This window comes from Exiguobacterium sp. GL_137 (genome assembly GCF_057834585.1).
The window spans coordinates 613,581-630,012 of the sequence record NZ_CM174406.1; the positions used below are offsets into that span (position 1 = coordinate 613,581).

At 47.1% G+C, this 16,432-nt stretch carries 14 protein-coding genes; 4 read left to right on the top strand and 10 right to left on the bottom strand.

Going from position 1 to position 16,432, the window contains the following annotated elements; all coding sequences use genetic code 11:
* Window positions 1–83: 83 nt before the first annotated feature.
* The 5 genes from AC3IRK_RS03215 to AC3IRK_RS03235 form a co-directional block, all read right to left on the bottom strand.
* Window positions 84–713, bottom strand: a complete 630-nt coding sequence (locus tag AC3IRK_RS03215; RefSeq protein WP_131504218.1) for a response regulator — start codon at window positions 711–713, stop codon at window positions 84–86.
* Complete coding sequence (locus AC3IRK_RS03220; protein ID WP_131504217.1) at window positions 710–1,735, bottom strand: sensor histidine kinase; 1,026 nt, start codon at window positions 1,733–1,735, stop codon at window positions 710–712. Before AC3IRK_RS03220 ends, AC3IRK_RS03215 begins: the two co-directional genes overlap by 4 nt.
* Window positions 1,732–2,451, bottom strand: coding sequence for a cell wall-active antibiotics response protein LiaF (gene liaF, locus AC3IRK_RS03225; protein ID WP_012369506.1), 720 nt, complete (start codon window positions 2,449–2,451; stop codon window positions 1,732–1,734). Before liaF ends, AC3IRK_RS03220 begins: the two co-directional genes overlap by 4 nt.
* Before the next feature lie 59 nt (window positions 2,452–2,510).
* A complete protein-coding gene (locus AC3IRK_RS03230) occupies window positions 2,511–3,134 on the bottom strand; it encodes a PspA/IM30 family protein (protein ID WP_131504216.1) in 624 nt (207 codons plus the stop codon).
* Window positions 3,135–3,196: 62 nt separating this feature from the next.
* Window positions 3,197–3,574 (bottom strand): lmo0954 family membrane protein, encoded by a 378-nt coding sequence (locus AC3IRK_RS03235; protein WP_214855414.1) that lies wholly within the window; start codon window positions 3,572–3,574, stop codon window positions 3,197–3,199.
* Window positions 3,575–3,845: 271 nt separating this feature from the next.
* Here AC3IRK_RS03235 and rsgA point away from each other — a divergent pair, with 271 nt between their 5' ends.
* Window positions 3,846–4,895, top strand: a complete 1,050-nt coding sequence (rsgA, locus tag AC3IRK_RS03240; protein WP_489170394.1) for a ribosome small subunit-dependent GTPase A — start codon at window positions 3,846–3,848, stop codon at window positions 4,893–4,895.
* A gap of 77 nt (window positions 4,896–4,972) precedes the next feature.
* Here rsgA and abc-f read toward each other — a convergent pair whose 3' ends face one another.
* From abc-f to pflB, 3 genes are all read right to left on the bottom strand, one after another.
* The gene (gene abc-f, locus AC3IRK_RS03245; protein WP_214855412.1) at window positions 4,973–6,655 is read right to left on the bottom strand and encodes a ribosomal protection-like ABC-F family protein; all 1,683 of its coding nucleotides are present in this window, start codon (window positions 6,653–6,655) and stop codon (window positions 4,973–4,975) included.
* Window positions 6,656–6,925: 270 nt separating this feature from the next.
* On the bottom strand, window positions 6,926–7,648 hold the full coding sequence (pflA, locus tag AC3IRK_RS03250) for a pyruvate formate-lyase-activating protein (RefSeq protein WP_165871685.1): 723 nt from the start codon (window positions 7,646–7,648) through the stop codon (window positions 6,926–6,928).
* A 24-nt stretch (window positions 7,649–7,672) separates the two neighbouring features.
* Window positions 7,673–9,922 carry a formate C-acetyltransferase gene (gene pflB / locus AC3IRK_RS03255; protein WP_131504211.1) on the bottom strand — a complete coding sequence of 750 codons (2,250 nt, stop codon included), beginning with the start codon at window positions 9,920–9,922 and terminating at the stop codon, window positions 7,673–7,675.
* A gap of 347 nt (window positions 9,923–10,269) precedes the next feature.
* Between pflB and AC3IRK_RS03260 the strand changes: the two genes are divergently transcribed.
* The 3 genes from AC3IRK_RS03260 to AC3IRK_RS03270 are packed head-to-tail and all read left to right on the top strand — an operon-like array spanning window position 10,270 to window position 12,543.
* Window positions 10,270–10,701: a hypothetical protein gene (locus tag AC3IRK_RS03260; protein ID WP_131504210.1), complete on the top strand. Its 432-nt coding sequence runs from the start codon at window positions 10,270–10,272 to the stop codon at window positions 10,699–10,701.
* 28 nt (window positions 10,702–10,729) lie between these two features.
* Window positions 10,730–11,905: a DEAD/DEAH box helicase gene (locus tag AC3IRK_RS03265; RefSeq protein WP_131504209.1), complete on the top strand. Its 1,176-nt coding sequence runs from the start codon at window positions 10,730–10,732 to the stop codon at window positions 11,903–11,905.
* A complete protein-coding gene (locus AC3IRK_RS03270; protein WP_131504208.1) occupies window positions 11,902–12,543 on the top strand; it encodes a hypothetical protein in 642 nt (213 codons plus the stop codon). Before AC3IRK_RS03265 ends, AC3IRK_RS03270 begins: the two co-directional genes overlap by 4 nt.
* Before the next feature lie 57 nt (window positions 12,544–12,600).
* Here AC3IRK_RS03270 and AC3IRK_RS03275 read toward each other — a convergent pair whose 3' ends face one another.
* Together AC3IRK_RS03275 and AC3IRK_RS03280 are read right to left on the bottom strand one after the other, a co-directional pair.
* A complete protein-coding gene (locus tag AC3IRK_RS03275) occupies window positions 12,601–14,394 on the bottom strand; it encodes a GGDEF domain-containing protein (protein ID WP_489170395.1) in 1,794 nt (597 codons plus the stop codon).
* Between the two features lie 136 nt (window positions 14,395–14,530).
* Complete coding sequence (locus tag AC3IRK_RS03280; RefSeq protein ID WP_489170396.1) at window positions 14,531–16,432, bottom strand: ABC-F family ATP-binding cassette domain-containing protein; 1,902 nt, start codon at window positions 16,430–16,432, stop codon at window positions 14,531–14,533.

Genomic DNA, 16,432 nt, shown 5'->3' on the forward strand with positions numbered 1-16,432 from the left:
CCGGGTTCCTCTGAGATACAGGAGGAACCCGGTCATTTTCATTGAGTATGAGAGCAATTGTAAGTATAGAAAAATGCTGAAGATTACTTAACGATGTTGTGTTTAAACGCATAAACGACAGCTTGCGTCCGGTCAACGACATCAAGCTTCGACAAGATGTTCGAAACATGTGTTTTGACAGTCTTCAAAGAGATGAACAGTTCGTCGGCAATTTCCTGGTTCGCCATTCCGCGTGCCATCAGTTGCAATACTTCCTGTTCGCGTTCTGTCAAATCATCATGGAGATGGCTCGTTGGTTTTCGTAAACGTTCCATCATTTTCCCCGTGACTTGGGCCGCCATGACGGATTGACCACTTGCTGTTTTTCGAATCGCTTCCGCAATTTCAAAGGCACTTGCTGTTTTTAAGACATAACTCATTGCACCGGCCTCGATGACAGGGTAGACCTTTTCATCATCTAAAAAGCTGGTGACGACTAGAATTTTGGCATCTGGCCATTCTTTTCGAATCAACCGTGTTCCTTCAACGCCATCGACCGGCTCCATGACTAAATCCATTAAAACGACATCCGGACGATGTTTCAATGCAAGCTCAGCACCTGCTTGTCCGTCCGATGCTTCTGCTACGACCTCGATATCTGGTTGAGTGGACAAAAAAGCAGAAACACCTGCACGGACCATTTCGTGATCATCGACTAATAACACACGTATCATACTTGCACCATCCGATCTTTTCTTAATTTTACTTCAATTTGCGTTCCTTGTCCCGGAACACTGACGAGACGAATCGCTCCACCCATCTCAGCTGTCCGTTCCCGCATCGAATTGATGCCGTAAGAAGCGAGTTTTTTTTCATCGACGATAAAACCAACGCCGTCATCATTCATGCTTAAGATGACTGTATCATTGAATTGACGAAGTTCGATGTCCATATGTGACGCTTTGGCATGGCGCAATGCATTGGTCAGTCCTTCTTGGACAATCCGGAACAATTCGTTCTCAATCGGGCGGGGTAATTCGATGGATTCAAGCTTCCAACTCAGCTCGGTGGACTGCTTTCTTGATAACTCTTCCAACAATTGAGTCAGGCCTTGCTGAAGGGTCATGCCTTCGAGTTCGACCGGGCGTAATTGTAATAACAGGGAACGCATTTCTGACTGTGCCGTCTGGGCCATTGTTTCGACCAAATCGATTTGTTTGGCAGCTGTTTCAGGTTGCGTCAGAATCGTCTGTTTCGCTGCTGTCGTCATCATCGAGATGGCATACAGCTGCTGGGAAACAGAGTCGTGTAAATCACGGGCCAGCCGTTTTCGCTCTTCTGTAATGGCCTGGACACGGACTTGTTCGATGTGTTGGGGACGGGTACTGATTTTTTGAACGGTTTCGACCTGTTCATCAATCCGTTTCCCGATCCGCGACAGACGTGTCAGCGTGTGGAAATAAGGACCGTTGACAATTGTCACTTCTTTTCCTTGCTCCAGTTCAATGATGGCCGTTGTGACTCTCTTGAAATCGCGCCGTAAAAAGAAATAGTGGATACTGCCAACTGCTAACGGTAATAAAAGCGATAAACCGATGACGAGCAGAAAAACAGGAAAGTCCTGTTGACGGACGAAAAGTACATGCCAATTGACTTGGCGTGTACTTAGAAATAATAACGTCGTCATCACAGCCGTCAAAAAACCGGTCATGACCTGGAGTGCGATGACACCAAGCGGAAATTGATCACGTTTCATATCGAGGTCACCTCCACGTTCCCGATTCCAAGCATGACATGAATCCGGACTTTTCGGACAGCCTCGTCATATTCGGGGGCACGGTACTGGATTCGGCGATTAAAGAAAGTCGGAATACGACGGACATCTGTCTTGACGCTCCCGAAACCAATCGATGTATCGAGCGTGTAATCGTAACCGGACGGTAACAGGATTCGGACATCACCGACGACACCACTGACGACGATCAGTGTTTCGCCTTCCGGAACATAAGCATGCGTCAAGTCGATTTCGAGATCACGGACGATGAATTGTTCGCTCAAATCTTTTAAAACGTAGGGAAGTTCCTGTTGTGTCGCAAAAGAATAGGCCGGTTGAATCTTAATGCCTTCCTCCTCATATAAGCTCGGTGAAATTTTTGAGAAGAAAAATTCCCGGACAGAGTGACGGGTTACGAGAATGATTCCGAGATACAGCAGAATACCGGCGATGACGAATCCGATCGCTGCCGAACTGAGGACGACACCGGCTAAGATGATTGTACCAACGATGTAAAACAGGATAGCCAGTTTTTCATGATTTCTTTTTCGGAAATGAATCCCGACATAATACAGGAGGAAGGGGAAAAGCACTCCGAATAATACATTTCCCGCGCCTGTCATCAAATCATAGAATAGTCCGAGAGCAAACAGGATCGACACGTAGCCGACTAGTTGTTTTGTACTTAATCGTCGCACGGGCAATCTCCTTCCTGACATGACAAAGGGAGGCAAGAATGCCTCCTTCGTCCGAATACTTATTTTTGGAAACGACGTTCGAGATCGGCAATCCGCGCATCAATATCATCTTCTGCAATCGGCGCTTCCTCTTCTTTCGTTTCAGGTTCGTTTGTTGTGAATGGATGTTGTTCTTGTTTAATAGTAGCATTTGGTTCGCGTTCTAGCACCTGGTTCATCTTCGATTTTAAATTCGAGACGTTTTCACGCATCATCCATTCATACCGTTTGTTTTGTAAGTCTTCCAGCTTCAGTTTCAATTCCAGTGCTTCCCGTTCGAGCTGATTGAGCTCACGTTTCGTTTCGACAATCAGTTCTTCAAAGAAGCGGAACTGTTCCCCGTAATGTTTCGACTCGATGGCCGCCCGTTCTGCAAGTTCTTGTTCGCCTGCTTCTTTGGCGATTTCAACTTGTGTAAAACGTTTATCTGCGAGTTCCTTCGCTTCATCCTGTTTTTGTGTCAGTTCAACAAGCAACGTCCGTTGACGTTCCAGTAAACGGTCGATTTCTTTTAAGTCCGATTCGGTTGTCCGGATGTGGCGGACCAGCTTTTTAGCAGGTGCTTCTCCCTGATCGGCGGCTTTTTTTACTTCTGTCATCATTTGATTGGCAAACTCATTTAATTGATCGAATACGTTTTTCATCAAAAATTCCTCCTTGGATGTTAAATCTACAAAGTATCGGTTCGTGATGTACTGTCCATTTGTTAGCGTTTTTGATCGAGATTTTGCCAATCGGCTTCAAAGTGGGACGATGCGGCCGGACGACGGCGGGCGAACAGTTGATTCAAATCAACACGTTGCAGTTTCATACGCATGTATCCGATGTAGAGTGCAAGTGCGGCAGCGATCCCGACAACAGCCCAGATGTTTGATAGGGCAACACCGATTCCGATTGCTGCGAACAGTCCAAATCCGATTTTCGCGAAAACGCTTGATGTTTGGATAAACTTACTGATGGCGTAAAAAGCGAGTAGCGCGCCGAGCCCGAGTCCGATCATATGCGGTAATGTACCGATGACGACAGCGAGAAGGGCGAGACCGGCAAGTGCCATCAAGACCTGTTTTCCTTTTGATTGCTTCATGATGAAGCCTCCTTTTTCTTGATACTCTTATCTTACCGAAGTGAATCCGCAATCACGACGCCCTTCGGACCGGAATCATCTCCGACTTGAGGCGGAGGAGGGAAGTCTGACTTTAATGAGTCTACTAGGTCAGCTGAATAGAATATGGTAAAATTCGACTATAAGAAACGAGAGGAGTGGTGTTTTTATGTATGCAATCAGCCACATAACAGAAAACCATATCGGAACACAGGGAGGGGTTTCCCTCCCTTAAATCAGAGGAGGAGACCATTTGAACGAATGGGGTAAAGTACCGGCACATGAAGTCGGTATAAATGAACAGTTAGGTCGTGTCACGGCAGTCTTTCAAAAACAGTTCCGTGTGATGACGGCTGACGGGGAAGCATTAAGTGAGTTATCCGGAAAGCTGCGATTTGAAGCCATGACGAAATCCGAATTGCCGGCAGTCGGGGACTGGGTGATTCAGAGCGGACGGGAAGCCGGTAAGGGACGGATTGAACGTGTCTTGCCGCGAAGTACGCAATTTTCCAGAAAAGCAGCCGGAACGGAAACCGAGGAACAAGTTATTTGTGCGAATGTCGACATTGCATTGCTCGTCATGGCATTTGGACATGATTTTAACGTGCGTCGCCTGGAACGATATCTGACGGTCGCCTGGGAAGCCGGGGTCACACCACTTATCGTCTTGACGAAAAAAAGTTTAGTGGATTCGGTCGACGAGTTCCTGTCGGAGATGGAAACCGTCGCCTTTGGGACACCGTATTTCGCTGTGGATTCGTTGACGGGTGACGGGGTGACCGAATTAAGAGACGCGTTGCACCCACGGGAGACGATTGTCCTGGTCGGCTCATCCGGCGTCGGGAAATCGACACTCGTCAATGCGTTGGCAGAAGAACAGCTGATGGAAACGGGCGGTGTCCGGGAAGATGATGAACGGGGCCGGCATACGACGACACACCGGGAGTTAAAACGATTGTCGAACGGTCTGTTACTCGTCGATACACCGGGAATGCGGGAACTCGGATTATGGGACGGAACAGAAGGACTGGCAGCGACCTTCTCGGATATTGAGGAGCTGGCGGAATCCTGCCGTTTCCGGGACTGTCAGCACGTAGAAGAACCAGGCTGTGCTGTCCAAGCCGCTTTGGCAGATGGAAAGCTGTCGCGCGAACGGTGGGACAGTTTCCTGAAGCTGAAACGTGAAGTCGCTTATGCAGAACGAAAGCAAAATGCAGCTCTTCAGGCAGCAGAAAAAGAGAAGTGGAAAAAGATTCACAAACAGGCCCAGGCACGGACGAAACTGAAGTATCAAAAACGATGATTTTATTTAAAATCACAAAGGAACGACACCTTTCTGACGAATCAGAGAAGGTGTCGTTCCTTTTGTTGAAAAGATCTTTAATCACGGTCAAAATCGATCGTACCCGTCAAATCTTCAAGACGTTTCAAATCATTTTGAATGACCTCAATGTCACTCGGCTGCTGTTCGCGCAATTGTTTTGTCCCGACCGGATGAACGGTCGCATGTTCATGTGGATCGAGCGAGATGGTCCGGTTCGAAAGACGGTCGTTAAAGTAACGGTCATGTGATACGAACAACAATTCACCCGGAAAGACATCGAGGGCGGCTTCGATTTGTTCGCGGGTCGTCAAATCAAGGTAGTTGGTCGGCTCATCGAGAATCAACAGACGGGCACCGGAAAAGTAAAGGCGTAAGAACGCAATCCGGCACCGTTCACCCATGCTTGCTTCAGTAATTGGTTTATATACCTGATCCCGGCGAAATAGAAAACAAGCGAGCAGCGTCCGGGCATCGGTCTCAGAAATCGTCGTTTCCTGCATCAACGTGTCGAGCAGAGAGCCGGAAGTCGGTAAATCCGCAAGTGCCTGCGAAAAGTAACCGACTGTCAGAGCAGGATGGCGTGTCACCGTTCCTTCCGTCGGGTTGAGCTCCCCTCGAATTAGCCGGAGCAAAGTCGTCTTGCCGGAACCATTCCGACCGATGACGGCAATCCGGTCGCCTTGTTGTATGGAAAAACTCAGTTTTTGAAACAATGTCCGGTCATCGTACGAAAAGGAAACGGCGTCCAGTGCAAGCAACTGCTTGGCGGCAAACGATGCCGCTTCAAAGGCTACATGAACGGAGGACGGGGATTCCGGTTTAGCGACACGGCGGTCGAGCACCTGCTCGAGTTGTTTTTCTTTCGCCTTAAATTTTTTAGCTTGTTTTGCTGCTTTTTTCTTGGCGTAAGGATTCCGTTCACTGGCGTGAGCGACAGCTTGCTGATGCCAATTTTGATACTGGGTAATCATCCGTTTGAGTTCCTTTCGCGTTTTTTCCTGCTTTTCATACTCGCGTTCCTGCGTCAGGCGTTCCTGTTCTTTTTGCTCACAATACGCTTGGTAGTTTCCTTTATACCGCGTTGCCTGACTCGGAGTCAGTTCAAGGACAGCCTCGGCTGTCGCATCGATAAAAGCCCGCTCATGTGACACATACAGGATGGTAAGCGGCGTTTGATGCATCCAGTGAATCAACCAATCCAGCGTATCCGAGTCCAGGTGATTGGTCGGTTCGTCGAGCAGAATGAAATCCGGCTGTTGGACCAACAGGCAGGCGAGTTGAATGCGTGTCTGCTCGCCGCCGCTCAGTGTATCGAATGGGTGTGTCCAGACGTGTTCCGGCAATTGCACTTCTTTTAACGCCCGAGCGGCGTCTGTCTCAAGTGAAAAAGCATCGAGATCGAGCGCAGCTTGGTAGTTTTCGAGTGACGATGAGTGGAGAGCCGCTTCCCTTGCTTCGTAACGTACTCGGTCAGCCTGTTCAACAAGCCGAATGGCCGGTGTACTGGAAGTGAGATGTTGGGCGACATGTCCAACGTTCGTATAGCCGCGGAAGATGTTTCCTTCCGTCGGCTGAAGCTGTTTTAAAATCAGCTGGAAGAGTGTCGTTTTACCGACACCATTGGAACCGACCAAAGCAATATGCTCACCGGGACGGATGGAAAATGACACGTGTTGAAACAACGTCTGTTGTGGAAGATCAAAGCGTACATCATGAAAAGATAAGATTTCTGCAGGCATATGTTCAGCTCCTTTTGGGTTCATTTCAGCATTGATGAAATGAAAACACACCATCCGAAAGCGAGCGGATGGTGTGCAGGAGGGCAGATCAAAGAAGGTATATTCCGAATGACGGAAATACCGAAAATGAGCAGACTCGTAGCGTCAGTCATCCGCAACTCATTGCGAAAGTGATGAATTCTTTCATCATTAGACAGTAGCGAGTGAATGCTTCATTTCGGTATTGTACCTCCTATTCATAGACTATGTGTTCAGTGTAGCAACTTGTCGTCAGCAAGACAAGTAAGAATCAAGCAATACTTGAGCCGCAGCAGCTTCCTCTGGATTTGGCGGCAGAACATCCGCTAATGGATAATCGAGACCGAGCGCTTCCCATTTGTAGACGCCAAGCTGATGATAAGGAAGTACTTCGATCCGTTCGACATTACCGAGTGTCCGGATGAATTCACCGGTCTGGCGCAGGAACGTCTCCGTCATCGTCAAACCGGGCACGAGAACGTGGCGGATCCAGACGGGAATGTTCCGTTCTGCCAACCGTTTGGCAAAGGCAAGCGTATTGGCATTACTGCGCCCCGTCAGAATCCGGCAGGTCGCATCATCAATATGCTTAATGTCGAGTAACACGAGATCCGTGTAATCGAGAATCCGGTCGATATTTTTAGGGACGACCGAACCGGCTGTATCGATGACGGTATGCAAGCCTTTTTGTTTTGCTTCCCGAAGTGCTGCTTCCAAAAATTCCGGTTGGGCAAGGGGTTCTCCGCCGGAAAATGTGATACCACCGCCTGTTGCTTCAAAAAATGATCGGTAACTTTCCGCTTCTTCAATGATTTCCGTTGCCGAGACGGAACGACCACATCCGAATTCCCACGTATCCGCATTGTGGCAGTATTGGCAACGTAAAGGACAGCCTTGCGTGAAGACGATGAAGCGAATACCCGGTCCGTCGACCGTGCCGCAGGATTCAACAGAATGAATCGTTCCGATTGTCATAGCCATTTCAGTCCTTTCTTTCAGTTAAAGTGCACCGTGGAACGTCCGGTTGATGACGTCGATTTGCTGTTCGCGGGTCAACTTGATGAAGTTGACGGCGTAACCGGAAACGCGGATCGTCAATTGGGGATAAAGTTCCGGATGTTCCATCGCATCGAGTAATGTCTCCCGGTCGAAGACATTGACGTTTAAGTGATGTCCTTTTGAAGTAGTTCCGCCCATGTAGCCGTCAAGCAGTCCGACTGTATTTCGAATTCGTGTCGGTTCATCTTTCCCCAGTGCTTTCGGGACGATGGAGAACGTGTAGGAAATGCCGTCAAGGGCATGTTCATACGGTAATTTCCCGACGGAAGTCAATGCGGCGACGGCACCCTTCGTATCCCGACCATGCATTGGATTGGCTCCCGGTGCGAATGGTTCACCAGCACGTCGTCCGTCCGGCGTATTGCCGGTTTTTTTGCCGTAGACGACATTTGAAGTAATCGTCAAGACGGATTGAGTCGGTAAAGCATCACGGTACGTCGGATGTTTCCGGATTTTTTCCATAAACAGTTTGACGAGATCAACCGCCATCTGATCGACCCGTTCATCATTATTTCCGAATTTCGGGAAGTCACCTTCGATTTTAAAATCAACCGCAATTCCGTCAGCATCACGAATCGGGGAGACTTTAGCGTAACGAATGGCGGACAGGCTGTCGGCCACGACAGAGAGTCCGGCGATACCGCAAGCCATCGTCCGTAAGATTTCCGGATCGTGCAACGCCATTTCGATGCGTTCGTAACTGTATTTATCATGCATGAAGTGAATGACGTTCAATGTATTGACATAGAGTTCCGCCAACCAGTCAAGCTGACGGTCGTAAGCAGCCATGACCGTTTCATAATCTAAGACATCATCTAAAATCAAGTTCGTCTTTGGAGCAACTTGAATTTTAAGTTTTTCATCCATGCCGCCGTTTAACGTATAGAGCAATGCTTTTGCTAAGTTCGCCCGTGCTCCGAAAAATTGCATTTGCTTCCCGATTTTCATGGCGGAAACACAGCACGCGATGCCGTAGTCGTCGCCATAAATCGGCAACATCAGATCATCATTTTCATACTGGATCGAACTGGAGAGAATCGACATCTTGGCACAAAATTCTTTAAAGCCGCGCGGTAGTTGTGTGGACCAGAGGACCGTCAGATTCGGTTCTGGAGCCGGACCGAGATTGACAAGTGTCTGCAGGAAGCGGAACGAACTTTTTGTCACGTTGGAGCGACCGTCCTCACTCATCCCGCCGATTGATTCCGTGACCCAGGTCGGATCACCGGAGAATAAATCATTGTAGTCCGGTGTCCGGAGGAATTTGACGATTCGCAGCTTCATGACAAAATGATCGACAAGTTCCTGGGCAGTCTGTTCCGTCAAACGTCCTGACTGTAAATCGCGTTCGATATAGATATCAAGGAACGTCGAGACGCGGCCGAGTGACATCGCAGCCCCATTTTGTTCTTTGATTGCAGCGAGGTAAGCAAGGTACACCCATTGGAACGCTTCTTGGGCGGTTTCCGCCGGACGGGATAAGTCGCAGTCATAACGTTGACCGAGCTCGGTCAGTTCTTGTAACGCCCGAATTTGTTCGTTCATCTCTTCACGGTCCCGGATCATCGATTCGGATAAGAAGCCGCCGCGGTCTTTTAAATCTTGTTTCCGTCCTGCAATCAAGAAGGCTGTACCGTACAGCGCAACACGGCGATAGTCTCCGATAATCCGACCGCGTCCATAGGCATCCGGAAGACCTGTGATGATACCCGCTTTACGGGCAGCACGCATTTCAGGCGTATAAGCATCGAACACGCCTTGATTATGTGTTTTACGATATTCACTAAATGTTTTTGTTACGAGGGGATCGGCTTGGAAACCATAGGCTTCTAAAGCATCATTGACCATTCGAATCCCGCCGTTCGGATGAATGGAACGTTTAAATGGTTCGTCGGTTTGCAGACCGACGATTTGTTCGAGTTCGCGGTTGAGGTATCCTGGACCGTGTGACAGAATCGTTGAAGGTATCGAAGCATCGACGGCATAGACGCCACCACGTGAACGTTCTTCACTTGTTAAATTCATGATTTGTTGCCACAGTGTTTCCGTAGCCACGGTTGGTCCTGCAAGAAACTGATCGTCTCCCCGGTATTCTGTCCGGTTTCGACGGATGAAATCAGCTACGTCAATTTGATTGTTCCATGCGCCTGTTTCGAATTGTTGCCATGCTGGTGTTTTTTCAAGTAACATCACGAACACTCCTTTTTTTTTAAGGTGAACAGTCCAAGATACATCCCCTATGTGAATAGTGTAACAAACATTAGGGGGGAAGAGTTTTACATCCCGGTGAAAGCGTAAAGGACTTGAAAAACGTTGGTACATAAGGAATCCGTTAAATGTGTACCAGTGATTGGAATATGCTTAAAAAACAGAAAAAGGGCGAAATAAAGCCATATTTTAAATTCTGTATCACTATTTTTATATGTATCTAAACAAGACAGTTCGAATCGTGATAAAAGTCACACCGGGTTATCTTGTATTTTTATGACGTATCGTTGACAATGAAAAAGGGAATATAGACCGTGGAGGTGCATAAAATGGATTTTTCGATGTTGGAAGACCGTGCCGATTATAGAGCAGGTGATTGGGTGACGTTAAAAGTATCGACTGAAGGAACACCGCGAACGGGAATGATTACGGAGTTTGAGGAAGACGGCTTTTGGATTCGTTTTGAAGATGACTTTGATTTTGAAGACTTCATCGGATATAAAGAAAAATACTTGGTGAAGCTGATTCGTCGCCCGAATGATGTCCGATCCGATTACCCGGTGCTCAGTCAGTTTCCGAAACTGGCGGATGAACTTCAAGACCGGGTCATTCAAGGGTTTGATATTTTGACGGAAGAAATAAAGAATGACCAGGAAGTGGTATATCACATCCGGCTCATCGACGCAGGGAACGAATACACACAAACGTTACGTGGTCTGCGTGACGAAACGACCGATCAATTTGAATATGTCACAGAATGATGCAGAAGAGAGTAGGAGAATACACGTTATGGACTTTATGAAACCTTTTATTACAGAAGCATGGGAACGCGCCCGCTTCGAAAAAATGATGCCGGTTCAAGAACAGGCGATTCCATTATTACGCGAAAGAAAAGATGTTTTGGTCGAAGCACCGACCGGGACCGGGAAAACATTAGCATATGTCATTCCTGCATTAGAATTGATTGATGAAAATGAACCGCATATCCAAGTCGTGATTACAGCACCGACACGTGAACTGGTCATGCAGATCCATCAAGTCATTCAACTGTTTTCGCAAGGAAGCGGCATAAAATCAGGTGCCTTCATTGGTGGCGTCGAACTCAAACGCCAGCATGAACGATTGAAGAAAAAACCGCAAATCATCGTCGGAACCCCGGGACGACTCGTCGAACTGATTGATTCTAAAAAAATGAAGATGCATAAAGTAAAACTGATAGTTTTAGATGAAGCCGATCAAATTTATGAGAGCGGCATGAGCGCGTCGGCAACACGAATTGCCAACAGTGCACTGCGGGATCGTCAGCTGGCCTTTATCTCGGCGACATTGCCGGAACGAACAGCTGAATGGGGAAAAACATTATTTGCGAACGAGCCTGCACGGATTAAAGTAGAACGTGTCATGAGTACGCAAGTGAAATTCGGTTATATCGAAATGTCACGCCGTCTTAAACCGGAATACTTGCGTCGCCTGGCGAACATGCAGGGAGCGAAAGTATTGACGTTCATCAATAACCGCTCATTCCTTGGACCGTTAAACGGCGAACTCAGTAAATTCTCATTAAAATACCGCATTCTTGACGCCGAAAAAGGAAAACGGGAACGGATGGAGACACTCCGTTCGTATAAACGGGGCGAGTTCCCATTGCTCGTGACGACGGGCCTCGCAGCTCGTGGCCTCGACATCGAGGCGGTTACCCATGTCGTCCATTATGATTTACCTGAGTCATTCGATGATTTCGTTCACCGTTCTGGACGGACAGGACGCGGGAATGCATCTGGTATGGTTCTTGCCCTTGTCACGGATCACGATTTGAAACACCTGAAGACCCTGACTAAGCAAATGGGTGTGGAAATGGAAGAGATGGAAATTTATCGTGGCGAAGTGATTCCGAAACGGGAACACACGGAACCCGAAACAATCAAACGACCGGCGAACCCACACCGGAAAGGACCGACACGATGAAAAGCGAGCGAAAAATAATCCCTTTTCCAACGACCGTATCGGAAGCGGAGATGAATACGGCGCTTAAGAAGATGTATCAAGAAGCCGCAACGGCCAGAAGTACAGACTGGGTGGCCTTCATCGAAGAAATCGCAACGGAAGGACGTTGGTATTTGAAAGACGCTGAACTGTTCCGTGATTTATTCGTAGATTGGGCAATTTTCTATGAAACCGATGAACAAGGGAAAACGCCGCACGGCCGTTTTTTAGAACAGGTCAAGGAAGACATGTCACCGAGTCTGTACCGTGCGCTGAGAGGTTTGGCGGATCCGGTTCCCTCGTTGTTTCTTGTTGAGGAAGAGCGGGTCGTCGACATCATGTCAAAACAGACGTATCAGACGGAGTTAGCAGAAATTGAAGTCGAGCCCGGTGATTTGTTGGTCGGTAAACTTCTTTATATCTCGGGGAAATGGCGTTTTGCGATTGCTTACATGAAAGTCGCCAAAGCATTAGTTCCGGAAGTCCGGATTCTTTTAGCTGATTTCGTAGACGAAGTAGGAGAAGATGCCTTGTTACGTCAGTATCCCGAATTTTGTGCCGAGTTGATTGATTTATTACTCGATATTGAAGAAGGAAACATCGCACCACGTCCAGAATAATCAAAACCGGCCTTTCCGAATGTTTACGGAAGGGCCGGTTTTTTTGGACAGGTACACTCATTCAATCTCGGAACGATAAATCCTAACCCCATTTTTATCTTGATGTTTCACACGATACATTGCTAAATCGGCCTGTTTGAGCCATTGTTCTAAATCAGTTTCCGGATCGTGGCGTGCGACGCCGACACTGGCAGAAACGCGTAGCAGTTCTCCGCGATAATGATAGGGTTTCGACAGCTGATTCAAAAAGACTTTACAGCGTCGTCTTAAGGAAACTTCATCCTTCGCCGAGGTCAGTAAAGCAAATTCATCCCCGCCAAGCCGGTAGACGGATTCGTCGGCGGATAATTCGGACGCAAGACGTCGTGCCACTTCTATCAAGATATAGTCTCCGGTTTCATGGCCGTACGTGTCATTAATTTGTTTGAAGCCGTCCAAGTCAATCAAAGCCAGATAATTCAAGTTAGATGTTTTTTCATTAAACATTTTTTCTAAAGAACGGCGATTGCCGATGTGCGTCAATCCATCATGATAGGCATGGTATTCGATTTGCTGTTGTCGTGCCATTCGCTCTGTCACATCATGGAGAATCAGGAAGTGACCAACGGCAGTATCGGCTATCTTGATAGGAATCAGAATCAATTCGAATTGTTGATTCGCTTCATTTTGATAATGATTTTTTTTCGTTTTCAAGGCAGTCTGAACATGTTTTAATTTATCTGTCAAATGATCAATTGTCATGGCGGGGAGACCCAAAATTCGTTGAGCAGCCCGATTCGCAAAAATGGGTTCTTGAAGCTTATTAAAACGAACGATGGGGTCAGGGTGTCCGAGGAACAATGGGATGACTTGTTGTTCACTTACTTTAATTTGTTCTGTTCGCCGCTCAACCCGTATCGCCAACTGCTCATTCCGGGTATCTAACTGATGGACGATGGATGTATGTTGCCGTGTGATGAAAATTTGGCGGACAATCAATAACAATAAGATGACAAAGACATCCCGTTTTTGTCCGTCTTCATCGAGGAAATAATGAAAGAATAACGGCAAAGATAACAACGGTAGCCAAGCGCGTTGGACGATAGATGATTTGTTAGTCCCTTCAAAGATGTGATCAATGTGCCAAAGGATGGCCGCACTTTGGGCCAAACGGATAAGAATTGGTGAGAAAATCAGATACTGCATCGTGAACGCCGGAAAGTAGACGGATGATATTTCGTAAATTCCACGAATGAAAATTGATAAAAAGAGCAGAAGCAAAGTTGTTCGTGATACCCAATGCGTGTCCTGGATAAAGAAAAAATAAAAGAAGACGAACAAACCGAGTGACGTGTTGATGATGACGACAAGTGAGTATGGAAACGGATTGACTGCAGGATTAACCAGTTCATTCAGAATATGAAACGCAACAAGTGCGAAAAAAATGACCAAAATGATGGCATCCATAAAAGCCAAGAGGTGTTGACCAAAACTTTTTTTAGATGCAATCCGGTAAAAAATAGCATATAAAAACAAGTAATGGGACAACGAAAACAAGACCATGCTGTAGAGTCCGGAAAAGCTTTCAGCAGGACTGAATAAATGAATTGTTTCTAAGATCGATCCGATGACAGATAAACATAAAGAGCCAAGAGTGAACAACCAAAAATTTCGTCTTGGAACGATCAGAAGCTGTTCTTTTTTATAGGCGACCAGGATAAAAAAAGTAATCAATACCAACGATAGGTATTGTAGGATTTGCTCAACGATAAGATTTGGAATCGATTCGTTTGCAGAAGCAATTACCATCAAGACCGTGGAAATGATCAGTAAGGGTGGAAACCATTTTATGAAATAGGGAGATTGCTGCACGAAACTGCCTCCTCACATGAATTGGTCTGTCTTTTTCTCATCATACACTGCTTTTGTCCGGTTCATGTGATTCAAAAAAATAAATCGTATCCGTCCGTCATGTTGACGAAAGGATACGATTTATAAAAAGGCAGGATTACTTTTTGTGGCTTTCGTACGCTTCCACTTTTTCGGACAGGTATGTCCAGTATTCCATCAACTGATCGACTTTTGCTTTCGCCTGTTCGATTTGTTGATAGAGATCGTTGACCTGACCTAAATCACTCCCGGAAGAAGCCAGCTTCTGTTCAAGGGATTCGGCATGAAGTTCGGCTTCTTCAATTTGAGACTCAATCGTTTTCCAGTCGAGTTGTTCTTGATAACTCAATTTCTTAGGAGTCTCGGCAGGCGGTGTCTCGACAGGTGTAGCGTCTTTGACGACAGGCACAGTTTCGATAGTCGTAGACGGGAGTTCCCGTTGCTCCAAATAATCAGTGTATTGACCATAATAAGACACGATCTCGCCGTTTTCGAATGCCAATAACCGATTCACGACACGGTCGAGGAAATAGCGATCATGACTGACCGTGATGACCGTTCCGGGGAACGAATCGAGGTAATCTTCCAATACGGATAATGTTTCCGTATCCAAATCGTTGGTCGGCTCGTCAAGAAACAGAACATTTGGTTCATCCATCAGGATGGTCAGCAGTTTTAACCGTCGTTTTTCACCACCGGATAATTTACCGATTGGTTTATATTGTGCTTCTGGCTTAAATAAAAATTGTTCCAACATCTGACCGGCTGTGATTTCTTGACCGTCCAACGTCGTGATGACTTGGGCAATCCGTTCGACTTCTTCAATGACGCGCCGGTTAGGGTGACTGAATTCTGCGAACTGGCCGTAGAATCCGACTTTGACGGTTTCGCCATGAATAATGTCACCGCTCGTCGATTCTAGACGTTTGGCAAGGATGGATAATAAAGTGGACTTGCCGCTCCCGTTGCGGCCGACGATTCCGTATCTTTCCTTACGACCGAATAGCCAATTAAAGTCGCTGAACAACGTCCGGTCGCCAAACTGATGCTTGACATCAACAGCCTCGATGACTTTTTTGCCGAGTCGTGTTGAACCGACCTGAACTTCGAGTGATGCTTCGTCTTCTTCGTATGAAAGTTCCTGCAAGGCATCGACACGCTGGATCCGTGCTTTTTGTTTCGTTGTCCGTGCTTTCGCTCCGCGACGTAACCAGGCGAGTTCCCGGCGGAGAATATTTTGACGTTTTTCCTCCATAGAGGCAGTCCGTTCCCGGCGTTCCGCACGCTTTTCTAAGAACGATTCATAATTACCGACATAGAAGTAGGCTGTTCCATTCGCGATTTCCATCATGTGGTTCGTGACACGGTTCAAGAAGTAGCGATCATGGGTGATGAGTAAGATCGCCCCGCGGTATTCCTTGATTTGTGACTCGAGCCAAGTAATCGTCTCGGCATCGAGTTCATTGGTCGGCTCATCGAGTAGCAAGAGATCAGCTTCGTCGAGCAATGCTTCAGCCAGTCCGACACGCTTGCGTTGTCCGCCTGACAACGAACCGATAGTCGCTTCAAGATTCGTGATACCGAGTTTGTTTAAAATCATTTTGAGACGGGATTCTGTATCCCAGGCATTGGCAGCATCAATTTCTGTTTGTGCACTGATGAACCGTGTCAATAACGTTTCATTGCTCGGGTCTTGTTCAAGCGCCAGGCGCGCAACCTCATAATGGCGAAGTGCATTGATAGTGGGGGTATTACCGGATAACAAGACTTGCATGACCGTTTGATCTTCCGGATAATCCGTTGACTGGGACAGCAGACGGATCCGGTAATCATTCGGATGTTGAAGCTCACCTGCGTCCGGTGTTTCTTGTCCGGCTAATATATGGAGTAACGTTGATTTTCCTGTACCGTTGACACCGATGATTCCAATCCGGTCACCGGGACTGACGGAAAACGTCACGTCTTCGAATACGATTTTATCGGCAAATTCTTTTTTTAGTTGATCGACTTTAAGTAACAT